Source organism: Nocardia elegans NBRC 108235 (genome assembly GCF_001612845.1).
GTDB classification, from domain to species: domain Bacteria; phylum Actinomycetota; class Actinomycetes; order Mycobacteriales; family Mycobacteriaceae; genus Nocardia; species Nocardia nova.
The window spans coordinates 1-22,277 of sequence record NZ_BDBF01000080.1 but is presented as its reverse complement, the minus strand read 5'-3'; the positions used below and the strand labels follow the sequence as shown (position 1 = coordinate 22,277).

The 22,277-nt window shown below is 66.5% G+C and carries 20 protein-coding genes and 2 pseudogenes; 14 read left to right on the top strand and 8 right to left on the bottom strand.

Annotated features, from left to right (window positions below):
- Positions 1-163 precede the first annotated feature (163 nt).
- Positions 164-1,765 carry an adenylate/guanylate cyclase domain-containing protein gene (locus NE2_RS33155; RefSeq protein WP_063032555.1) on the bottom strand — a complete coding sequence of 534 codons (1,602 nt, stop codon included), beginning with the start codon at positions 1,763-1,765 and terminating at the stop codon, positions 164-166.
- Between the two features lie 1,659 nt (positions 1,766-3,424).
- Here NE2_RS33155 and NE2_RS33150 point away from each other — a divergent pair.
- The 5 genes and pseudogenes from NE2_RS33150 to NE2_RS33130 form a co-directional block, all read left to right on the top strand.
- Positions 3,425-3,964 (top strand): hypothetical protein, encoded by a 540-nt coding sequence (locus tag NE2_RS33150; RefSeq protein WP_063032553.1) that lies wholly within the window; start codon positions 3,425-3,427, stop codon positions 3,962-3,964.
- A 301-nt stretch (positions 3,965-4,265) separates the two neighbouring features.
- Complete coding sequence (locus NE2_RS33145; protein ID WP_063909548.1) at positions 4,266-4,721, top strand: group III truncated hemoglobin; 456 nt, start codon at positions 4,266-4,268, stop codon at positions 4,719-4,721.
- Between the two features lie 174 nt (positions 4,722-4,895).
- Positions 4,896-5,333, top strand: a complete 438-nt coding sequence (locus tag NE2_RS33140) for an SRPBCC family protein (RefSeq protein WP_063032561.1) — start codon at positions 4,896-4,898, stop codon at positions 5,331-5,333.
- Between the two features lie 192 nt (positions 5,334-5,525).
- A complete protein-coding gene (locus NE2_RS33135) occupies positions 5,526-5,744 on the top strand; it encodes a hypothetical protein (RefSeq protein ID WP_063032551.1) in 219 nt (72 codons plus the stop codon).
- Between the two features lie 26 nt (positions 5,745-5,770).
- Positions 5,771-5,980 (top strand): annotated as a pseudogene (locus NE2_RS33130) (hypothetical protein); the annotation flags it as partial.
- Between the two features lie 36 nt (positions 5,981-6,016).
- On the opposite strand, the pseudogene NE2_RS35335 reads toward NE2_RS33130, so the two are convergent.
- Positions 6,017-6,340 (bottom strand): annotated as a pseudogene (locus tag NE2_RS35335) (IS3 family transposase); the annotation flags it as partial.
- A 247-nt stretch (positions 6,341-6,587) separates the two neighbouring features.
- The gene (locus tag NE2_RS33125) at positions 6,588-7,331 is read right to left on the bottom strand and encodes a TetR/AcrR family transcriptional regulator (RefSeq protein ID WP_167356817.1); all 744 of its coding nucleotides are present in this window, start codon (positions 7,329-7,331) and stop codon (positions 6,588-6,590) included.
- A gap of 83 nt (positions 7,332-7,414) precedes the next feature.
- Between NE2_RS33125 and NE2_RS36495 the strand changes: the two genes are divergently transcribed.
- From NE2_RS36495 to pspAB, 7 genes are all read left to right on the top strand, one after another.
- A complete protein-coding gene (locus tag NE2_RS36495; RefSeq protein ID WP_167356816.1) occupies positions 7,415-7,585 on the top strand; it encodes a hypothetical protein in 171 nt (56 codons plus the stop codon).
- Entirely contained in the window at positions 7,582-9,525 is a 1,944-nt protein-coding gene (locus tag NE2_RS33120; protein ID WP_063032545.1) for a linalool dehydratase/isomerase domain-containing protein, read from the top strand. The genes NE2_RS36495 and NE2_RS33120 overlap by 4 nt, the downstream gene beginning before the upstream one ends.
- Positions 9,522-10,409: an oxygenase MpaB family protein gene (locus tag NE2_RS33115; RefSeq protein WP_063032543.1), complete on the top strand. Its 888-nt coding sequence runs from the start codon at positions 9,522-9,524 to the stop codon at positions 10,407-10,409. Before NE2_RS33120 ends, NE2_RS33115 begins: the two co-directional genes overlap by 4 nt.
- A 271-nt stretch (positions 10,410-10,680) precedes the next feature.
- Positions 10,681-11,421 (top strand): PspA/IM30 family protein, encoded by a 741-nt coding sequence (locus tag NE2_RS33110; RefSeq protein ID WP_063032535.1) that lies wholly within the window; start codon positions 10,681-10,683, stop codon positions 11,419-11,421.
- Positions 11,418-11,696 carry a PspA-associated protein PspAA gene (gene pspAA / locus NE2_RS33105; RefSeq protein WP_063032533.1) on the top strand — a complete coding sequence of 93 codons (279 nt, stop codon included), beginning with the start codon at positions 11,418-11,420 and terminating at the stop codon, positions 11,694-11,696. Before NE2_RS33110 ends, pspAA begins: the two co-directional genes overlap by 4 nt.
- A gap of 7 nt (positions 11,697-11,703) precedes the next feature.
- Positions 11,704-12,618 carry a zinc metalloprotease HtpX gene (gene htpX, locus NE2_RS33100; protein WP_063032531.1) on the top strand — a complete coding sequence of 305 codons (915 nt, stop codon included), beginning with the start codon at positions 11,704-11,706 and terminating at the stop codon, positions 12,616-12,618.
- A gap of 7 nt (positions 12,619-12,625) precedes the next feature.
- Positions 12,626-13,201 carry a PspA-associated protein PspAB gene (gene pspAB / locus NE2_RS33095; protein WP_063032529.1) on the top strand — a complete coding sequence of 192 codons (576 nt, stop codon included), beginning with the start codon at positions 12,626-12,628 and terminating at the stop codon, positions 13,199-13,201.
- 571 nt (positions 13,202-13,772) lie between these two features.
- Here pspAB and NE2_RS33090 read toward each other — a convergent pair.
- Both NE2_RS33090 and NE2_RS33085 read right to left on the bottom strand, forming a co-directional pair.
- Positions 13,773-14,729 carry a glycoside hydrolase family protein gene (locus NE2_RS33090; RefSeq protein ID WP_233429964.1) on the bottom strand — a complete coding sequence of 319 codons (957 nt, stop codon included), beginning with the start codon at positions 14,727-14,729 and terminating at the stop codon, positions 13,773-13,775.
- Between the two features lie 983 nt (positions 14,730-15,712).
- Entirely contained in the window at positions 15,713-16,789 is a 1,077-nt protein-coding gene (locus NE2_RS33085) for a helix-turn-helix transcriptional regulator (protein WP_063032527.1), read from the bottom strand.
- Positions 16,790-16,882: 93 nt separating this feature from the next.
- On the opposite strand from NE2_RS33085, the gene NE2_RS33080 reads away from it, so the two are divergent.
- Complete coding sequence (locus tag NE2_RS33080; RefSeq protein WP_063032525.1) at positions 16,883-17,725, top strand: SDR family oxidoreductase; 843 nt, start codon at positions 16,883-16,885, stop codon at positions 17,723-17,725.
- Between the two features lie 540 nt (positions 17,726-18,265).
- Here NE2_RS33080 and NE2_RS33075 read toward each other — a convergent pair.
- The 3 genes from NE2_RS33075 to NE2_RS33065 all read right to left on the bottom strand — a co-directional run bounded on the left by NE2_RS33075 (position 18,266) and on the right by NE2_RS33065 (position 21,328).
- The gene (locus NE2_RS33075) at positions 18,266-19,183 is read right to left on the bottom strand and encodes an alpha/beta hydrolase (RefSeq protein ID WP_063909549.1); all 918 of its coding nucleotides are present in this window, start codon (positions 19,181-19,183) and stop codon (positions 18,266-18,268) included.
- Between the two features lie 205 nt (positions 19,184-19,388).
- Positions 19,389-20,486, bottom strand: a complete 1,098-nt coding sequence (locus NE2_RS33070) for an MBL fold metallo-hydrolase (protein WP_063032523.1) — start codon at positions 20,484-20,486, stop codon at positions 19,389-19,391.
- The gene (locus NE2_RS33065) at positions 20,483-21,328 is read right to left on the bottom strand and encodes an SDR family oxidoreductase (protein WP_063032521.1); all 846 of its coding nucleotides are present in this window, start codon (positions 21,326-21,328) and stop codon (positions 20,483-20,485) included. Before NE2_RS33065 ends, NE2_RS33070 begins: the two co-directional genes overlap by 4 nt.
- A gap of 124 nt (positions 21,329-21,452) precedes the next feature.
- Between NE2_RS33065 and NE2_RS33060 the strand changes: the two genes are divergently transcribed.
- A complete protein-coding gene (locus NE2_RS33060) occupies positions 21,453-22,136 on the top strand; it encodes a TetR/AcrR family transcriptional regulator (protein WP_063032519.1) in 684 nt (227 codons plus the stop codon).
- Positions 22,137-22,277: the final 141 nt, after the last annotated feature.

Below are 22,277 nucleotides of genomic sequence, written 5' to 3'. Positions count from 1 at the left end.
GCGTGCGCGGGTGAGGCCGGCGGCGGCGCCGGTGCCGGGCTCGCGGGGTATTCGGCGGTGCTGCGCCGCCGACGTGGGGATGCCATGGCCTTGCGAACGGCATTGCTGGCCTTGGGCATCCAGCTGCGCGGCCTCGGCATTGAAGGCTGCGACCGCGGCCTGGTCATTCGGATGGGGCGGGTTCGCGTTGTGGACCGCCGCCGCGTGCTGATGGCTGAATTGGGCGGGCCAGGCGGGTCGGGGTGAGCCGGCCTCGCAGCGTCACCGATTCGCCGAGCTGCCAGTGTTCGGCTTCGGTGGGGGCGGACGCGACGACCGTCTTATCCGAGGTGAGGAGCAGGGAGTCGCGTTTCGCCAGTTCACAGAGCCGGGCGGCTTCGTTGACAGCGTCGCCGATCACTGTGAATTCGTAGCGTTGTCGGGCGCCGACATTGCCTGCGACGACACGGCCCTCGGCGATGCCGATCGCGGCGACGAAATCCGCGGCGTCGGTATCGAGCCGGGCGTGGATCGCGCGACCGCATGCCAATGCGGCGCCCGCTGCGTCGGGAAGTGTTGCGGGCGTGCCGAATACGGCCAGCGCCGCGTCGCCTTCGAATTTGTTGAGCAAACCGCCGTGGCGCTCGACCTCGTCCACCACCACACCGAAGAAGCGATTGAGAATCGCGACCATCTCGGGTGCGGGCAGGGACGCGGCCATTGTGGTGGATCCGACGATGTCGATGAACAGTGCGGCCGCCTCCACTTCGACACCGCCGAGCTCCGCGTTTCCTGTCAGTGCGGCGTTGGCTACCTCGCGCCCTACGTGCCTGCCGAACAGGTCCCGGATCTGCTCGCGTTCGCGCAAACCACCGACCATATTGTTGAAACCGCTCTGCAGTTCACCGAGTTCGGTGCCGTCGTAGACCGCGAGTTCCAGATCTAATTCGCCCTTCTCTACCTCGCGCATCGCTCGGCGCACGCCACTGATCGGGGCGACGGTCGCGGCCAGCGTCTGTGTCATCAGCAGCAGGCCGATCAGCAGGGTCGCACCGCCCAGCGAAAGCACGCACACTGCCAACCGGGCCGTGCTCACATCGTCGGTGCACAGAGCGAGTACCGCCAGCACCATCAGGCCCGCCACCGGCAGACCCGAACCGACCAGCCACATCAGCAACGATCGCCCGAAGACGCCGATTCCGCTGCGGGAGCGTGACTTCCGTGCCGAGAGCACCCGCGAGGTGACCGGCCTCAACGCGAATTCGATGATCAGATAGGTACTCGCGCACACCACCACCGCGCTGAACGTGATCCCGAACGCGACCTTGGCGATCAGCCCGGGGTCTGCGAATCCGGCGAGCAGCGTGAGCACGACCACTCCGCCGAACCACAGCACCGCCTGGATCCGCACCAGTCGCCGCGGCACCGCTGTGGCGGCGGCCTGTTGCCGCTCGGTGGGCACCACATCCGGGTCGAGGGCCCAGCCCAGCGCGCCCAAACCGCGCACAGTGCCCCACCACACGCCGATCAACATGGCGACCACGGCATATACCGGGGCAGCGACGGCATCGACCAAGATCATCTTCTCAGCGAAGACAGAAGGTCCCGGGAGGACGAAACCGATCAACGTGATCGACACGAAGACACCGGCCAGGTTGGCCAGCACGATCGGTACCGTCAACAGCAATTGCACGCGAAGCCGCCGAGTTCCCGCGGCTTCGTCCTCGCGTCCCAGCAGCCGCGACCCCCATGGCGCCGCCGCGAGTGGGGTATTGCTGCGCGGCATACTCGGCCCGCCCTTTCTGGATCTAGTTCGTATCGAGGGCTGGGGCGCCCGAAACAGACACATTATGTCTCCGGTTCGCCTTCTCGCGCTTTGCGGAGCGGGCCAGGCCGGGCCACAGCACGACACATCCGCGTGAACGAGAAAATCCGAAGGGTGCGGCAAATGGAGAGTCACGCGCAGGTCGCTACCCAGTGGCGCCCAGGTGTCCGGGTGTGGGCGGACAGGCGGAGTGATATGTGGCGGTCATATCGACGGAAATCTAGGCGGCGGACCGGTTTCCCGACGGGGGAGAGAGTCGACACAGCCTACGTGGCAATGAATTCGGGTGACGAGCGATCCGCTCTCGGTGGCGACGCCGCGCGTTACGGCCGCGTTGAGGCGAGCACGGAACTGGAGATCATCTGATTCACCAACTCTCTATCAGGGCACCACCGGCGCTTCGGAGCGGACCATGGCACGTGGGGCACGATAGCGAGACTCGCCCATATTGGACCGGAGTTGTCGTCGTCGCCAGTGGACCCGCGTTTGACGGGAGGTGGTTCTGGGATAGGGCATTGGTTAAGCGCGCTGCTGTGACCGTTCATGGAGGTGGCGGGCGTTGGTTGCGTGGCCCGGTACGACGCTGCAGGGCTCGCCTCCGGCAATGAACTGGACAGACGACCAACTTCTGTGTGGAGAGAGCGAGGCCTTGGTGGCCAGTGCGGCCGGCGTATTCACTACGGTGCCCAGTCCGCTGCAGCCACACCATCACCCCGTGGCCTGCGGAGTCAACTGAAACTGATCGACACCGGACTCAACAGCCGAGCGGTTGCGCAATCGGGCGACCGGCCAATACAGCCCAACGGCCAGGATGGCGGTCGCGATCACCCGCCCCGGGAGCTTGAACGATGTTGTGCACCAGTTGGATGGGGACTCCCGGTTCAGGGCATAGTGCCCTGAGGTCGCCGGAGATGACGATGACGATGGGCATCGGGTTGGCGGATCGGGCGGGGTAGTCGATAGAAGCGGAAGGTGAACCGCTGCTGTTCCGGCCACCGGGCGACGGTGTCGGATCAGATCCCAGCCGGGGTATCCGGTGCCGCCCATGATGAGAACATCATCGCAGTGTCTCCTCGAGCCTGCCCGGCTACTTCGTAACGATATCGGCTGCGACACCGCAACTGCGGAGCTGGGCGGTGAGGCTGGATCCCGGGTCGGAGTGGACCGAGGAGCGGTAATGGCGAGTAGCGTGCAGGCCCGATGAGGGCGGGCGGCCCCGGTCCCGTGACAGCGTTGGGATTCTGCGGCGTGATCGTTGGTGAACCGGAGTGGAGTTGCCCGGCCTGAGCCCGTTCGCTGACGGCAGCCGTCCGGAGCAGTGGGACGACACTTTGCGCAACGTGCCGAAGGACTGGTGGGGTGGCCAGGGCCTGATCTACATCTGCTGCCGACGCACGGCATCGTCGTCACCGGTATGCTCGACAACACTGCCAGCGCCGGGAGCGTGAGCCGATGAGCAGCCGTCCGTCTTTTGCCGCGCGATGTCCATTTCCCGATGCCGACCAGCATCGGAACTGGAGTCGAGGAGGCGATCACGCGGATCCTGACACACCGAGAACAGTTCGACCACGCGCACGGCGGCGGCGCATTCTCACTGTCGTCGCGAGCGCCCTGGCCTTGGTGGGCCTTGCCGCTCCGGCCGCCGCGCACACCCCGGTCCTGCTCGGCTCGGACGACACCGTCGACGCCCTCGACACGAGTCCACTCGCCCCTATCGGAACCGTCTCGTTCGCCTTCTACGGCCGAACCAGCGCGGTCGGCGACACACGCGCGGTCCGCATCCAACTCTCCGGAGGCGAGCCCTTCCATGCCCAGCTCCTCATTCCCGATCTGGCCCCCGAGAACGAGGTACCCGTCCCGCAATTGCCCCGACTGTCGATCCTCGGCCCCGACGGAGCCGTGACCACTCTCGATAACACCTCGCGCGCCCCCTTCTTCGAACCGTTCACCCAGACCTCGTACCTAACCCTCGCCGACACCGCCTCGGCCGCGCAGGCCGGCACCTACACCCTCGTTGCCACCGGCTCCGCGCCGGCCCGGTTCGTGATTGCCACCGGCGACACCGAACAATTCGGCGCACCACTGGTCAACGCGACCGCCGCCACCCCCGCCGACGTTCAAACCTGGTACCGCACACCTCCCATCTCCGGCACCGGCTGATCTCCACCGTCCGTAACGCGTTCCCTGGGGTGCGACCGATCCGGTCAGCAGAATGCGGTGCCGAAAACGAAGTGCCCTCCCCGGACTGCGCGCCTGGCCGATAGATCACCTCCGCAGGTAGACCCGTGTGTTCAACGGATGTGTCTCCCTCCGGACACGTTTTTATCGGGTATGTGTGCCCTCGATGCCGTGTCCAGGCACTGCCTGGACACGGTTCTTTCACTTCCGGGATAGATTGGATCAACGGCATCAGCCGCTCCGCGCTGACCGATCGGCCACCTATCCGGCAAAGGAGTGTCAAATGACAGTGCCGGCCGGCCGCGCCGACCTGACCACTCGTGAGGACATCGATGCGCTGCTGCGTGACTTCTACGGCCGGGCACTGACCGATGAGCTGCTCGCGGAACCGTTCACCGAACTCCGCGAGGCCGGTCTGGAATCGCACCTGCCCGTGATGTGCGACTTCTGGGAGACGGTGCTGTTCGGTACCAAGTCTTACCGCCGCAGCGCCCTCGCCGTCCACCTCCGCCTGCACGAGCATCATCCGCTCACGGCCGCTCACTTCCAGCGCTGGCTGGCGCTGTGGATCGAGACCGTCGAGCAACGGCATTCCGGCCCGTTTGCGGCGCGGGCGGTGTTGCAGGCCGGACGGATGGCGCGGGCGATGAACCGCCGCATCACCGGAGACCGGAGCTGGGGCTCGGGCGAGCCCGTGCTCACGCCAGTTCGAACGCGCGATCGACCAGCGCCCGATTAGAGCCCGACAGCCGCCGGGACATGCCCCCTGGCGGCGCCGCGACGTGAGAGTACTGTCACGAGCAGACACCCTCGGCCAGAGCAGCACCGACATCTCCACCGCGAGGAGAGACCGATCTCATGACCGACATCGATACCAGATCCGAAGCAGTGAACGACGCCGGGGATGGCCGCCGTGCCCACTGACAGCGCCACCGAAACCGTGCGCCTGCACGCGCCGGTGGCGCGGGTGCTCGAGACCATCCGCGACCTGCAGAATCAGCCGGAGTGGATTCCAGAGATCCTCGAAGCCGACGTGCTCGAGGTGGACGAGCAGACCGGGCTGCCGGTGACCGCCCGGTTCAAGGCGTCGGCGACGGTCGGCACCGACACCTACACCTTGACCTACCGGCATCGTGACGACGGCATGAGCTGGTCGATGGTGGAAGGCCGATTGCAGACCGGTCAGGAAGGCCGGTACCAGCTCGAAGATGCCGGCCCGGAAACCACATCGGTCACCTACCAGTTGACCATCCACCACAACTTGCCGCTACCCGGCTTCATCCGCAAGCGGGTGATCAAAGGGCTGGTGAACAGCACGCTCAACGGTTTACGGAAGCGAGTCGAAGCGTGAATCGGCGGACTGCCCAATAGCCGCCGAGTTGCCGGAAGTTATCGGTTTCCCGGCCTCCTATCCGCGGGTTCCCGCCTGGGCTGGCGTCAATGTTGCGCTACGAATATATGCGCATCTAAACATTGGTTGTCACCGGCAGGAGAGCGGACTCGGCGAAAAGATCGGGCAAGCTCTCGCGGCGGCAGTGCGGTCGTGATCGCTGTGCTGCCGCCGGAGAGCCGACTGGGTGTCGAGCAGGTATTGGCCTCGTCCCCGATGAAGTCGGTTGTGCAGCTGGACAAGTCGACGCTGGGCGGGCTGGAGGCTGCCCTGGGCGAGGCGATGGGCAAGTTCAACCCGGACCGCACTCGGCTACCGCTGCCCGACCGGTCGTTCGGGGGCGTGTGGTCGGTCAGGTCGCCGGGAAAATAGTGCGGCTTGCCGCCGGAGCCCACGCGCCGATCGCGTTCTCCTCCTACGCGGGCATGGATATCGGCCGCGACAACGGCCTCGTCGTGGACCGCGCTTACGAGGACAAGGCGCCATATGCGTTCACCGGCACGGTCGAAGAAGTGGTGTTCGACCTCAAGCCCGTCCACGTGGACGACGAAAAGGCGTTGCACCACCACGCGGCGGCCCAGGCAGTCGGCCAAGGCGCAGCCGGTTGAGGGGACTGAGTCCCCCGGTGAGTCCGGGGACTTCATCTCGGCGGTGATCGAGCGCTCCACCAAACCACCGAGACATTCCCGGGTGTGCTCATCGACGATCGGCACAATCTCGACCGGCCGTCCGTCTTCGGTGGCATCGAACTGGAAGTCCAACGCCCACAACCGATTCGGCGCAACCGCGGTCACTGTGGTCACCGTGGAGGCGCCGACACGTTTGCGGCGCCGCCTCTGCGGCACCCGCAATCCATCCTCACGCCACAAGCGCTGAATCCTCTTGTGATTCAGGATCCAACCTTCGCCCCGGGCATCGTGATAGGCGCGGCGGAATCCTTGCCGTGGATGGGTTTTCGCCCACTGGCGCACGCGGGACCGAATCACGGGGTCCCGTCACTGGGTGCCAGTGACGAATCGCCCGCTCTCGCTCACCAGGTACAAGATGGCGCGTGAGATATCCTCCGGGCGCGACCCGTGGTCCTCAACGCCCACGACCCGGCGGGCCGCTTGTCCCGACTGGAGGCTTCGGCACCGCATTCTCCACCGCGCGGTGCCGCAGGCCGCCCGATCTCGCGCGCCTCCACAGCCTCTTCGCGCCGCGCGCGCCCAGCGTTCATGCGGAGCAGCCGCCCGGTGCTGGGCTTTCGGTTGTCATGGGCGCTTCATCGCGTCTGTGAGGTGGCTCGTTCAACTGATCGGCACCTTGTGCGCCGACGCGCACGAGGGTGTCGATGAATTCCTCTCGATCCATGTGTAGGTCGCCGCGAAGCCAGAGGGCGATGACATGGGTCGAGCCGGAGATCAGCAGATGTGCTGTCAGCCGTGCCTGTGGTTCTGTTGCCCGCGAGTCGCCGACGATGTGCTGCAGCAGCTGGTCGACGGTGGCCTCGACCGTTGCGTCGCGAGCCGCGGCGGCGGCAGGGACTGCGGGCGACTCCAGGTACAGGCGGGCGGCGCGCGGATCGTCCATGGCTCGCAGCAGACCGCTCACGGCGGCCCGCACCATGTCCTCGACGGAGGTGTCGGCCGTGACGTTCACGGGGTCCACGGCATCGAGCACGCATTCGAGGCTGCGTTCGAGCGCAGCGGCGACGAGTTCGTCGGTCGTGGTGAAGCTCTCGTAGAAGTATCGTTTCGACAGGCCGGCGCGTGCGCAGACCGCGCCCACGGTGAGGCTCGCGACGCCGCCGGCGCCCACGAGGTCGAGCGTCGCCTCCAGCAGCCGCTCGCGGCGTTGCTGTCGTCGGGCCTCCGGCGGCATGCCCGCGTATTGACGCTCGCTGCCGCCGTCGTCTTCGGCAACGCGATCGGAGTCGCCGACGACGCGTCGCGAGCGAGCGGGGGCGGGCGGGGGCACAGACTCGATGTTGACAGGACGACCTGCCCTTTGCCAAGTTATCAGGAACTGAGACGTTCTAGTTCCCGATGAGGAGATCGCCGATGATGTGTTGCGTCGCCGCCCTGGCTGTGATGGCACTGCTGGTACACGTAGGCCATGCCGTGGTGGCATGGATGCGGCCACACCAGGACGACAGCCGCTTCGCACCGTCCGCGCGCTACCAGCTGGCCGGCGACCAGGTCGGGCACGTCGAGGTCGGGGTGGGTCGGTGACCGGGACCTTGAAGGCCTACGAGGTGGGGGAGCCGGCCGCGACACGACCTGCCGCCGTGCCGCCGCTGGACGAAGAGGCTCCGCTCATCGCACCCGTCGCGCGTCGAACGATGCTGCGCGTCGCCGGTATCTGCGCGGCGACGTGGTCGGTGGGTGGTCTGCTCATGCTGAGTGGCAGTGGGCGCCTTGCCGTGCTCGGCGCTGCTCTCATGTTCCCCGGTGGTGGGCACTTCGCCGCCGGCCATGTCGTCCACGGCATGCTTGCTGTGAGCGCGCTGCTGGTCGGCGTGCTGATGTGGTGGATGATCGGCGCCTTCCTCGCTCCCATCACTGTGTGGGTACTCGACCTGGCTTTTGTGCTGGCTGCCGGGCATCATCATCCGACCGGCCAGGGTCTTCTCGCGGTCGCGTCTGCCGGGCCGATGCTCGGCGGTCTGTGTCTCACCGGTCATGCGCTGAGGCATCGCCGCCGCCGCGACGTCGCGGCACGGCTGAACGCGGAACTCTGCTCCGTCGAGTTGCGAGCTTCGGTGGTGCCGTCCCGTTCCGTTCTGCCCGTCGGGGAGGCCACGCCGGCCGACCTGGAGCACCTGCGGTTCGCCCTGGACCTCGCGCTACAACCGTTGTCCTCCTTCGACGGCTTCGACCGACGTGACCAGTTCAGGGAAGCGGCGCTGCGCTACCAGCTGTGCATCCTCGGCTACGCGCTGTCCACTTACCGCTACAACTACGCTCCCGCACTAGCGGGTTACCTGACCGAGGCGCAGTCACGAGCGATCCTCAAGATGGGCGATCGCCGAGTGTGGGGTTACTGGGCACTCGAGAATGCATGGGGTCGTCTCTCCCTGCGACGTGACCCCGTCGACAACGGCGACAACGTCATGCTCACAGGCTGGCAAGGAGTCGCCGTGGGCATGTTCGAGACCCTCGCAGACTCACGGTTCTCCGCCGCAGGCGCGCTGACGTACCGCTGGAGCGAGAACGAGCAGTACGCCTACGACTTCCCGTCACTGGTCGCCTCCATCGAGCGCAACATCGAGCGCTCCCGCTTCACCTTCTTCTCCTGCGAGCCGAGGTGGATCTACCCGGTGTGCAACAGCTTCGCCGTCAACACCCTCCTCATGGACCGCAGGCTGTCCGGCGGCACCGGCTTCGACCGCTTGGAGGAGCAGCTGCGGCGCACCTTTGTGGAGGAATTCCACCGACCCGACGGCAGAGTCATCGGCGTGCGGTCGGAGACCCTCGGGCTGTCGTGGAGCCCGTGGGCCGGCGACGGCGTCTGGCTACCCACCACCTACTGGACCCACGCAGCATTTCCCGACCTCGCTCACCGATCGTGGTGGCTGCTCAAGGAGAAAGTGCTGCAGCGCCGCGACGACCACTTCACATTGCCGCCGACATTGGCCAACCGATGCGACTCCGGTTCCTACGTCTTCGGCAAGGAGACCTTCGGACAGCTTCTCCTCGCGATGGCGGCACGCGAGATGGGAGACGAGGAGGTCGCCGCCGGCGTGCTGCGCCACGTGGACCAGACCGAGGAGGTCGAGCGGCGCGACGGTGCGGCCCGGTACGCGGGCCTGTCCACGCAGGGCAACCTCTACGGCCTGATGGCCCGCTTCGGACGCAGTTCCGGCTTGCGCGACCTCATCGGCTTCGGCGTGCCCGACGCGTGGCGCGATGGCCCCCGTCTCGCCGAGGCCGCCTACCCCGAGGTGCTGGTAGCACGAGCGGTCACCGACGGAGCCGCACTCAGCTGTGTGCTCTATCCCGGCACGGGGGCCACGCGCACTCGCCTCGCCATCGACCAACTGCGTCCGCGGCATACCTACAACGTGCATGGCGCTGCAGAGTCCGAGGTCGTCGCCGACGATCAGGGACGGGCCACGCTCACAGTGGATCTGGAGGCTCGTCTCTCGGTGGATGTGGAGCCGGCGTCATGACCCGTGTCACCGGTGCGGACGTGCACCGCACGATCGCCTCACTCGACCCGGCGCGTGACGGCTACGAGATCAGCCGTCTCTCGCTCGTCACCCTCCACGGCCACCCGCCTCTGGTCTATGCCCTGTTCACCGTGGCCTTCCTCAAGCAGGTGGCAGTGCCGACCATGGCGCGTACGCTCTACCGTCGCGGGACTGGGGACATCGTCCGATCCACCATCGAGCGCAACGACGACACCATCGTCTTCTTCGGCCAGCTCCTCGATCACGGGCCGGACTCGGAGACCGGACGGGCCTGGATCGACCGACTCAACCAAATCCACGCGCACTTCCCGCTGCGCAACCAAGACTCCCTCTACACCCTCGCCACCCTTGCACTCGACCCACACGAAATCACCGCGTCCCTCGGCGCATCGCCCTTTACCAGCCGGGAACGCGAAGCGCACTGGATGTTCTGGCGTGCGGTCGCGGTCCGCCAGCACATCGAGGACGTGCCGGCGACTGCTGCGGAGCTGCGGGAATGGTCTCGCCGTTACGAGCTGCTCGAATACGAGCCTTCGCGCGAGGGCCGCGCCATCGCCGCAGCCCTGATCGAAGCGTTCGGCGAGCGATGCCTGCCTCGGCCGTTGCGCCCGCAAGCAGCGCGGATCATCTCGGCTTTCTGCCCGCCCGCCCTGCGGGAAGTACACGCCCTCCCGGAACCAGGGCCCGTCATAACCCTCGCGATTCGCGCTGCCTTCCACATCTACGTCCGCACGCTCCGACACCGTCGACTCGATGCGAGCCGTTCGCTGGTGCAGGAGTTCGGAGACCGCCGCTACGGTCCACGTCGGCCGGAGGAGGTCGGCTACCACCGGCACCAACGACCGGACAAGCAGAAAGAGTAGAACTCCGCGCGCGACGCGGCAGCGGAAACGGACGCCAAACCGACATCGGAGGTTCGTCCCGACGACACCGGCAGCCCGCGCATGGCTGCAGAACATTTTCTCGCCGGGCACACTGCGCTCGCCGCGAGCATGGCTGATGACTGTTTCAGCCAAGGGCCCCTGGGAGCGCGTTCGGCGGACGGTTGAAGTTGGGCCGTAGGTCCCTGGCAGCGGGCGCAGTGGACGACGACAGTGTAGGCAGCGGCTCCTACATGTGAGGAAGTGACGAGAAGTGAGTATCGCTCGACGTATTGCCTTGTTGTTCCGGGTCAAGACGAACAAGCTGCTCGACCGCACCGAGGACCCCCGTGAGGTTCTCGACTACTCGTATCAGCGTCAGTTGGAGATGCTGGCTCAGGTGCGGCGCGGCTTGGCCGATGTCGCGACCAGCCGCAAACGCATCGAGCTGCAGGAAAACCAGCTCCATCAGGCCGCTGACCGCCTGCAGAGCCAGGCCCAGCAGGCGGTCGCCCAGGGTCGCGACGACCTGGCTCGGGAGGCGCTGACGCGGCGCGCGGCGTCCCTTGCCCAGATCGAGCAGTTACGGCCGCAATACGACGACTTGGCCGCCCAGGAGGCCAAGCTCACCACCGCCTCGCAACGGTTGCAGGCCAAGGTGGAGGCGTTCCGGACTCGCAAGGAGACCATCAAGGCCACCTATACCGCCGCCGAGGCGCAAACCAAGATCAGCGAGGCCGTCACCGGCATCTCGGAGGAGATGGGCGATGTCGGGCTGGCGATCCAGCGGGCCGAGGACAAGACCGCGCAGATGAGTTCGCGCTCGCAAGCGCTGGACGAGCTGATCGCCTCGGGCGCCTTGGAGGATGCCACCGCCCCGGTCGGCCAGCGTGACGACATCCAGGCCGCACTCGACGCCGGCCGTGGCAACGATGTCGATGCCGAACTGGCGCAACTGAAGAGCACAGTCGCGCCGGCGATCGAGGCGCATGCGCAGGAAAGGCCGCAACCATGATCGTTCGTATTCTCGGCGAAGGCCAGTACACCCTCGACGACGCCCGTCTCAGCGACCTCAACGAACTCGACGACGAGTTGCTGCAGGCCGCCGACGCGGGAGACGACACGGGGTTCTCGCTCGTCCTGCGCCGCATGCTGGCCACTGTCCGCGATCTTGCTACCCCGGTAGCGGACGATGCGCTGGTCGCCTCGGATTTGGTCCTTCCCAGTGCGGACATGCCGCTGTCCGAGGTTCGCGCGATGCTGCGCGACGACGGACTGATTCCGGGATAACGCGGGCATGCGTACTCGTTTCCGGCCGGATCATCGGCTCACGGCCCGCATGGGATTGACCATGTTCTTGCTCGGCTTGGTCTATGTCGTGTTCATTGCGGCGCTGGTGGTGTTGATCAAGTCGGTCGTGGTGATCGTGTTGATCGTGGGTGGGCTGCTGTTCGCGCAGTTCTGGTTCTCCGACCGGATCGCTCTGTATGCGATGCGTGCTCGCGTCGTCACCGCGGAGGAGGCGCCGCAGTTGCACGGCATCATCGACCGGCTCTGCGCGACCGCGAACATGCCCAAACCGCAGGTCGCTATCGCGGACCTCGATATGCCCAACGCGTTCGCCACCGGTCGTAGCCCTCGTCGCGCGGTCATCGCCGTCACCACCGGCCTGCTACAGCGCCTCGATGCCGATGAGCTCGACGGTGTTCTGTCGCATGAGCTTTCGCACATCGCGCACCGGGATGTGGTGGTGATGACCACGGCATCGTTCATGGGCGTGCTTGCGGGGCTTATCGCACGATTCACGCTGTACTCCGCAATGTTCGGGGGTGGCGGCCGGGACCGCCGTGACGGCGACAACTTGTTTCTCGTCGTCTTGGCCGTGATGGCGGTGTCCGCGGCCGTCTACGCGATCAGCTTCGTGCTGATCCGCGCCCTGTCACGGTATCGTGAGCTGGCCGCCGACCGAGCCGGCGCGATCCTCACCGGCCGCCCGTCGGAGCTGGCCTCGGCGCTGACCAAGATCAGCGGGGATATCGGCCGCATTCCCAGCCGTGACCTGCGCACCGAGCAGCCGTTCAATGCGTTCTTCTTTGCCCCCGCGCTGGGCGCCGGCGCCACCTGGTCGACGCTACTGTCCACTCACCCGAGCCTCCAGCAGCGACTGGACCAACTCGCCGCATTGGCTACCGAACTCGGGCAGGAGAGCTGAAACCGAGATGGGATTCCTCAGCGCGCTGCTGGGCCGCACCAAGCCGGTGCAGCCGAACCTCGATGTACTGTTCGCCGTTCCACCCGCTGCCTACACACTGCAGGCCGCACTCGATGTGCACCCAACCGGTGCTGGGGCCGTGTGCTTCAAACAGGCCGAGGGCGCCGGCGCAAGACAGTCCGAGGCGGAGGTCCTCGATCTGCTGCACCTCGAGCCGACCATCGCGGTGGCCGTGACGATTGACGAATTCGGCTACAGCTGGATCACCTGTCGGCAAGACATTGCCGATCTGTCCGCGTTGGTGACCGCGCTGCACGCGATCAATTCCACTCTGTCCGACAACGGGTTCGGCCCGAACCTGCTGTGTACCGTCATCGGTTTCGCCACCGCCGACGTCCCGCCCCACCGGTTAGGGTTGGTCTACCTGTTCAAACGCGGCACCATCTACCCGTTCGCACCATCAGGGGCGCAACGCCGCGACAACACCCTCGAACTGCAGGTCCGCGCGGCAGTCGCCGGCGAACTGCCCATCGAAGCCGAACTCGAGCGCTGGTTCCCACTGTGGGATGCGCCCGTGCCGTGAGGTCGCCTGCGTGAGTGGTGCGCCGCATCGGCGCGGGAGATCGATCGGCGCCGCGACCCCCCGGCGCGCGCCGCAAGCGCGGGCCGGCGGCGGTGATTGTGGTGGCAAGGTGATCGCGCTGGCGGCGCAGGATTTCACGTCGAGTTACCCGTTGTCACGGCGGTGCACACTTCCAGGTGGAGAACGTCGCCCGTCTGCTGTCAATTGCGAGCTGAACCGGATGTCGACCCGCTGCGGATGCCGCTCGCCGATCCGGAGGGGAGACGTAGGTTGGCGTCTGGGATGACGACGCCGTCGGGTGTTGTCACCGAGCCACGATCGGCGTACGGGCTTTGTCCGGGTGGCGACTGGACCGTCAACTGGTACTTCCATAGACCGTCGGCGAGGGCGATCGCGCCTCCGATCAGCGTTCCGGCGAGCCTTCCGGTAGTAATCGCCCGCTTTCGCGAGAGTGGCCTGGTCTGGTCCGCGGACCGGCTGCTGGCGCCGGCGGTCCGTGCGTTCGGTGACTATGCCGAGAGCGCGGCCGTGGGTGCCTGATCGGTGCGGGCAGGCCGCGGCCCGATCGTCCTCACCGCGTGACGGGCTTCGGGCCCGGTTGCGGGCCGGTGTTCAGTTGTTCGGGTAACACGGTGAAGTGGCGGACGAAACCGGACAGGACGGGCAGGTCCTTCGGTGTGGTCCACTCGCCGAGCAGGTCGCCGGTGACGGTGTCGCTGTAGAGATAGTGACCGTGCGTGGGTTCGTCGAGGTCATAGGCATCCAGGTAGATCCGCCATCGGCCGTCGGGGAGCGGGATCACGCACTGTCCCTCGCGCGGTTGTCCCGGGCCCGGTCCGCCCCAGCGCGCCCAGTTCCCGGTTCGCGCGAACGTGTACGGGCCGACCAGGCGGTCGGCCACCGCGACCTCGACGTTCTTGGTCGATTCGTTCTTGACGAACGCGTAGTAGCGTCCCTGCGACAACGTGACCGTGGTGTCGATGTAGCCGAGGCCGCCCGGTGCGGGAATGACGCCTGCCAGCGGTATGGGCGTGGTCCAATGCAGCCGGCTCAGCGATGAGGTGGTCGCGGTCATGACGCAGGGCCGGAAGACCGTACCGTCGTTGATGTTCACCAGGACGCTGACCGTGCCGTCACGGTCGACGAACCATTCCGGCGCCCAGGTATGGGTGACACCGTCGAACGGAATCGTGTACTCGTACAGGAACTCCCAGTGGATCCGGTCGCGGCTGCGAGCGAACCCGATGGTGTTGCCGTCCCATGCGGTCGTGTACGTCACGTAGTACTGGCCGTCGATGTGACGAAAGACGCTGGGGTCGCGGCACAAGCCCTTCGTGGTCGTGGCCGCCGCTGGCGGGGTGTCGGCGGGGTCGGCGTCCGGCGGACGGTAGGCGTCGGCCTGGACGAGCCGGAAATTCGTTGCGTCGGTGGATTCGTAGACCCACATATCGGTCTGGCTGGCGTTGGTGAACGCCGTCATCGTGTATCGGATCGGCGGGGCGGCGGCCACTGCGCGTCGGGATGCCACAACGCTCAACGGTACGCTCGCTGCCAGGGCGAGCATCGCTCTGCGGGACAACCCGATCGACGTCATATGCAAATTATTCAGCCCGTGAACGCTGAATGATTGCTGACACACCGTGCGTGGTGAGTAGGTCGATATGCTGCTGTTGTGGTGGCAGCACCGGCGCCGACGCTGGCCGTCCCGGGCGGGCACCGGACTGTGCTGCGTGGGCCGTGGAGATGAAATGGCATGCGCGCCATCTGGTCTGCGAGCCGGGGAGAGGCCGTCTCTACAGGGGTCAGGTAGTAATCGCGCGAAAGACAACGACAACGGCTTGACAAGCAACGATGTGCCGTATCGGCTCGGCCTGCGGACGTGCTCGGTTGGTACTTGCCTTGGCTGCCGAGAGGTCAATCGGTTGCTGGAAGTCAGGGGAAGCATCAAACGCGGACCACGCGTACCAACACGGTGATCGCGGCCGCGGCCACGATCGCGCCGGCCGCGACGAGAGCCGTTGCCGCCCAGCTGCTGAACGGGTCGTACTGCTGATATGTGGTCGATGTAGTAGAGGGCCAACGTCCACGAAGTCGACTCTGTCAGAACGTCGAACACCCACCGACCGAGCTGTTCATCGGATGTCGAGGGCCCGCCGTCGACCAGGATGTCCCACTCGTAAGCCGCGTCGGGCGAGCTTGGGTCCTACGGATCCCAGCCTTCGCCCTCGATGACCAACCACGCGGCCTGCCCCAGACCGAATTCCAGATCCACGCCGTGGGAGGCTGATCCAGATCATCGTTCGGCCAGTGTCTGCAGGAGCGGTCTTGTCGCGTTGTTCGATTCGGTCGAGGCGAAACCCGGCGCGCCTGCGGTGGTGTGACTCCGGGCGTCAGCGCCGCAGAGCGTTGGGCGGGCATTGCGGAACGATGGCTGCGAATACGGGCAGGATGCAAGGCAATATCTCTTTTACGAGGCGGTGCGCACCTGGATATTGCGGCGGAGACCTGCGACTATCCGCTGACGCCGCCTGGAGCGCATGTATCGATGCGGGCGGGGCCGTGCTCACCACGCAAGTGGTTGTCGGTGGAATCAGCCCGCGCTGCGGTGGTGAAGGCGGTGGCTCGTTCGCGTAGGAGCGCGGAGAGTTCGGGGGAGTCGATCACCTCGAATCGCCAGCGCACCCACAGCAGGGCGCCGGCGAGGACTTCGAGGCGGGTGTCGGCGATATGCCAGTGCGTGGCGGGCCGGCCCGAGGGGAGCGTGGTGGGGGCGAAGTCGGTGGCGAATCCGCCCATGTAGGCCTGGACCTGGTCGATGGGAGCGTGGATCAGGATTGTTGCGGCGTATCGAGTGGGTGGCGCGCCGAGTTGGGTGGCGAGGAACGCCGCCGGATCGCCACCGGGTACCGCCCGTGGGGGGAATCGCTGTCCGGTCGGCTCGACGCGGGTGATCCGGTCGACTCGCAGTGCGCGCCAGCCGCGGTCGAGGTCGCGGCAGATCAGATACCACCGGCTCTCCCTCGGTACCAGCGCCGCCGGCTCGACGCGGCGGACGGCCTCGGTGCCGGCGTTGGTTCCGGCGGTGTTCATGTAGCGCAGCCGGACTCGTTCGGAGTCACGGCAGGCCAGTGCGAGGGTGCCGAGGATGCCGGCATCCAGCGGTGCCGGGTATGCCCCCGGTGCGAACCCGCCGCCGCCGAGCGACATCGACGAGCGCAGCGCGCGCACGCGGCGCCGCACCGTGCTGGGGAGCACCTGCTCGATTTTGGCCAGCGCGGTGAGCGTGAGCTCACCGGCGCCGGCCGACCCGTTGGCCGCGGACGAGGCGAGGGCGGCCGCGATCGCCACCGCCTCGTCGGCGGTGAAGACCAGCGGTGGCAGGTCGCTGCCGGTGGTGAGCTGGTAGCCGCCGACCGGTCCGCGGCGCGCTTGGATCCGGTAACCCAGCGCGCGTAGCCGCTCGATGTCGCGGCGTAGGGTCCGGGCCTCGACGCCGAGCCGTTCGGCGAGCTCACCGCCCGGCCACGAGCGGCGGGTTTGCAGGAGCTCGAGCAGCCGTAACGCCCGCCCGGTGGCCGAAGTATCCATCGCACAAACCTTTCTGAAATTGTGGACAGATTATGACCTAATGGGCCTTCAGGATGAAGACATCACACAGAGCACGAGCAAAGGAACACCACGATGACCATCCTCGTCACCGGCGCCACCGGCGCCGTCGGCCGCCACCTCGTCGCCACTCTCATCGCCCGCGGCGCCTCGGTCCGCGCCCTGACCCGCAAGCCCGACGACGCGAACCTGCCCGAGGGCGTCGAGGTGGTCGCGGGTGATCTCGCCGACGCCTCGACCTTCGGCGCGCACCTGTTCGAGGGGGTCGATCGCGTCTTCGTGTTCCCGGCGCGAGGCGTTGAAACGTTCCTCGACGCGGCCATCGTCGCCGACATCCACCGCTTCACCGTGCTTTCCTCGCTGGCCGCGGCGATCGAGTTCCCCCGCGATCGAGGCTCGGCCAGCCAGGTGCACCACAGCGCGGTCGAGGCCGCTGTCACCGAGCGCACGGACGCGTGGACGATCCTGCGTCCCGGCACCTTCGCCAACAACCTGCTCACCTGGGCATGGCAAATCCGCTCGGGCGCACCGATCCGGGCGCCGTACCTGGCGTCGGCGCAGGCGCCGGTCCACGAATACGACATTGCCGAGGCCGCCGCCCAGACACTGCTGACCGACGACCACATCGGTGCGACGATCCCGATCACCGGCCCGCAGGCGCTCACACGCGCCGAACAGGTCGCCGCGATCGGCGCCGCGATCGGCCGCGAGATCCCGCTGGTCGAGATCACACCCGAGCAGTTCCGCGCCGAAACTGCCCAGTTCATCCCCGAGCCGATCATGAAGATGCTGCTCGACTACTGGTCCGACACGCTCACCGTGCCGGACCAGGTGCGACCCGTAACCTCAGTGACCGGCAGGCCGGGGCGCACCCTCACCGAGTGGGCCACCGACCATCGGGCCGACTTCGGCGGCTGACGCACCGGACACCGCCCAACACCCGCGGGGACAGCACAGCCTGTGACTCGCGGCGGTAGATGGCGGTGTTCTCGCATCGTCAGGTGGCGCCGACGATCAACCGGCGCTGCACTCGTTCGTTCGAGGGCTGCGCCGCGACCAGGACGCGGTCACCGCCGGCCTGACAATGCCGTGGAGCAGCGGAACGGTCGAGGGGCGCGTCAACCGCATCAAGATGCTCAACGACAGATGTTCGGCCGCACGAAGACCGACCTCTTGCGGAAGCGAATCCTGTTGAGCGAGTGAACAACCGGAATCCGCTATCACTAAATTTGTGCCGGATCCAGTCTTCAGGCGGAAGTGACAAGCGGACCAGAATCGGCGATCGAGCGTTGTTCGGGGATGGCAATCGGTTTGTGTCGGTCGTTGCCGGCGAGCACTTCCGGCGGAAGTGGTCGTTGAGCGGGTCGTGAACAGTCTTGGCCGCGCGGGGCCCGTTGCTATCGACCGTCCCGATGCGGCCACGCGGTCGTGCAAGTGGGCAGCGGGTGCCGTGGACTGTCAGGCAGGTGCGTTGTGATTCGTGTCGATGGTGTCGATGAACCGCTCGACGCTGTCGAGGGCGCTGCGAGCTTCCGACATTCGCGGATATCCCATCTGGAATACGTGGAACATGCCGGAATAGATCTCGACTTCGCATCGTCCGCCTGCCGAGTTCAGTGCTGCGGCATAGTGTTCGGAGTCCGAGCCGAGCGCTTCGCTCCCACCCGCTTGCAGCAGCATCGGGGGCAGCTCGGGCCCGGCCCCGGCCAGCACATCCAGGCGGGGATCGGTGTAATCCACTCCGACCAGGTAGGTCTGCATGATTCGCGGACCGGTCCGGGCGGAGATGAACTGATCCCGCACACCCTTGTTTGCCGCCGCCAGTTGCCATGTCGGATCGACGACGCTGGAGAATCCGACCACCGCGGCGGGCTGTTCGACGCCGAGTTCGCGCAGTTGCACACAGAGTCCCAATGCCAGATGACCGCCGGCCGAATCGCCCATCACGATGATGTCGCTCGCGCGGTGTCCCTGTTCGAGAAGCCACAGGTAACCGTTGAGGACGTCGTCGTGGGCGGCGGGAAACCGGTACTTCGGGGCTCGCCGATATCGCACCGAGAACACCGGGCGGTGCAGGCGGCGCGACAGTTCCGAGACCAGTCCGCGGTGAGTCGCCGGACTGCAACTGATGTATCCGCTGCCGTGGATGTAATAGATCAACCGGCTTCCGGGCTCGGCTCGGCCGCCCACCCACTCGCCGACGGTCCTGCCGCGAGGGCCCGCGACATCGACTGTCGTGTACGGGAGCCTCGGACCGAACCACATCCCGCATGCCACGACCTGGGTGAATCGATAGCCGAGAACCCCGGCCGGCGAGTGCAGCGGCAGTAACCACAGGGTGGGCCGAACGAAGATCCGCGACGCCCAGATGGTCACAAATGCAGCGAACGAGCGTTTCGTCGCAATCACGTGATCATCGACCGCGTGGTTTGCCGCCCGATGCGGGGCGTGGGGTTCGGTCGGCCGAGCCGGTGCGCCGATCGGATCGGGTGTGCTCATGGGATTCCTCGAAATCGGGATGTAGGCGGGGATCGCACCCGTGGGCACGTGCGAGCAGAAGACCGGTTGCCGGTGGACCGGGCTACCTGTCGGGGACGGTGATGGTGCCGTAGTCGAGGCCGCCGTGGCTGAATGTCGGTACGACCGGCCACTGTCGCTTCCAGTTCGCGCATTCCGAGGACGGAATGATCTGCCGCCATTGGGGATTGCGCGGAGACGGGCTGGCGAGGGTCTTCTCCTTGACCATGGAGTCGTATTGGTCGAGGGAGTCTTCGAGCGTGTTGGCGTTGAGCACGACCTCGCGGCCGTAGAACTCGGCGGTGCGGCGTACGCCGGGGATTTTCGACAGTTCGGGTTGCCAGCTGTCTGCGGCCATGCCGTTCTCCGAGGACACCCACACGCCGTCGGGAGTGTTGACCACCAGAGAGTGGTTGCCGTCGGTGTGGCCGGGAGTCCAGAGCAGGCTGACTCCGATACCGAGTTCGACGTCACCGTCGAAGATGTCGAGTTTGTCTTCGGGAACTCCATTCATGCCGCCGTCGACATACCAAGCCCACTGCATCGGGTGCATGGACTCGAAGGTGCCCAGCTCTCTGCGGTGCACGAGTAGTTTCGCATTGGGGAACAACGGCTTTCGCGGCGTGGTCTCGCCCTCGATCGTCTCGGTGCTGCCCAGGATCATGCGCGGATCCTGCACGTGTAGGTGATCGAAGCTGAGGTAGTCCACGTCGTCATTGCTCAACCCCACTCGCGGCAGCACCTGGTCGGGGTCGTTGTAGTAGTCGACGAACCAGGAGTCGAGGCGGAGCTTGCGTGCGAAGCGCTGCAACTTGCCGTAGAACGGGGCTTCGGCCGACCCCGCGGCGACGGTGGGTTCCCAGACCAGGGTTTTCAGTCTCCCGTCGAAGCCCTCGAATTGGATCACGAACATGCGGTTGATGATCGAGATGAAGGGATTGACGTTGACCGAGTAGTTCTGGAACGCGTACTGCGCCGGATACGGCGCGGCGGCGATGTCGAAGCTCTTGACCGCTTTGACCTGTCCCTGGGTGAGGAACCGTTCCCGGTAGTTCTGTGCTGCTTCGCGGATGGCGTCGAGGCGTTTGCCACGCGGCCAGATGTCATGGACGCCGTCGAATTCCGGGATCGGACGCAGCGTGGCGGGTTCGGTGGCGGTCATCGGTTCCTCCTCGGATCGGTGTCGGTCAGGGCGTGGTGTTCGTAGCTGTCGCGGGCTTTCGATCGGCGTGCGGCCTCGACCTGGTTGGGGACCGTGCGGCGCAATACTCGATCGCGCAGTGCCTGTGGGAGCAGGGCGGTGGCGCGGACCAGCAGTCCGATGGAGGCGGGGATGGTGACCTCGAAGCGCGGGCGAGCGAGCACCTTCACGACGGCAGCGGCGACATCGTCGGGTTCCAGCCGGGCGATCGTGCCGCTGTCGGTACCGATCGCCAGTTCGGTATCGACCACACCGGGCATGATCACCGAGATGTGCACGCCGCTGCCGCGCAGTTCTTCGCGTACTCCGGTGAGATAGCCGAGGGCGCCGTGTTTGGTTGCGGCGTAGGTCGATTCGCCGGGAGGGGCGAGTTTGGATGCCGCCGAGGCGACCGTGACGATGTGGCCGCTGCCACGAACTCGCATTGCCGGCGCGGCGAGTCGGACGCCGCGGATGACGCCGTGCAGGTTCACCGCGAGCATGCGCTCGGTCGCCGCCTCCGGTTCGGTGTCGAAAGCGCCGACCCACATCACCCCGGCATTGTTGACCAGCACGTCGAACGATCCCCACAGGTCGGTGACCTCGGCGAGGAACCCCCTGAACGACGCGGTGTCGGTCACATCGAGGTGAAATGCGTGCACCTGCCCCGGGAGCTCTGCAGCGGTCATACAGGCCGCTTCGACATCACGATCGCCGATCGCGACCCGGGCGCCCGCTGCGGCGAGTTGCCGTGCGATCTCCCGGCCGATGCCTTGGGCACCGCCGGTGACTGCCACGATCCGCCCGGCCAGTGTTGTCGTCATGGCGTGCCGCCTTCCTCCACGGGGTGGTGCTGGGTGCTGACCTTGGCCGTGAGCATTGGACAATTGAGATTGTCAGAATTGGCCTCGCTAGTATTACACCTCGTCGGCAGAAAGGGAAAGGCTCATGACACTGTCCGGTCCGGGTGCATCCGGTCCGAAGCTCGCCGGCCGTAAGTACTCCGGTATCGCGCCTGAGGAACGCGTGCGCCAGCGACGCGCGGCGATCCTGGAGTCCGCGTTGGAGCAGTTCGGCACCTCCGGCTACGCGTTCGCGTCGATCAAACAGATCTGCCGCGGCGCGGGAGTCACCGAGCGGTACTTCTACGAGTCCTTCCCCAACAAGGAGGTTTGCCTCGCCGCGCTCTACGACACCCTGTCCGAGGCGATGCGTGCTGCGACGGCCGCCGCGCTCTCGCAGGCGGGCCCCGACCTCGACGCGCTCACCGCGGCCGGGCTCAGGGCCTTCATCCGATATCTGACCGACGATCCACGCCGCGCGCGGGTGGTGCTCATCGAAGTCGTAGGAGTCTCACCGGACATGGAACAGCGCCGCCACCGGGTGTTGCGCGACTTCGTGGACACCGTGCTGGCCACCTGGGCCGCCAAGAGCACGCGCGCCTTGGCGCGAAGCGAGCGGCTGACCGCGACAGCACTGGTCGGTGGCGTCAACCACTTGCTGGTCGACTGGTTGATGGACGGCCGCCGCGACGACCCCGCGGACCTCGTGGCGGTATGCGTGGACCTCTTCGCCGCCACCCGAGCCCAATGGGACACCGCAGCCGCATCCTCGCCATACCCATCTGACTGACTGTTTCGATCCGACTGCCAACCGACCGTTCTCATGTGCGAGAGCCGCGCCGTTGTACTCGAACCGGCGACGGCGAGAGTGTGGCACGCAGTATCGCTCGCTCGATCGAGATGGGTGTGCCGTTCTCGAGCAGGAACCGGT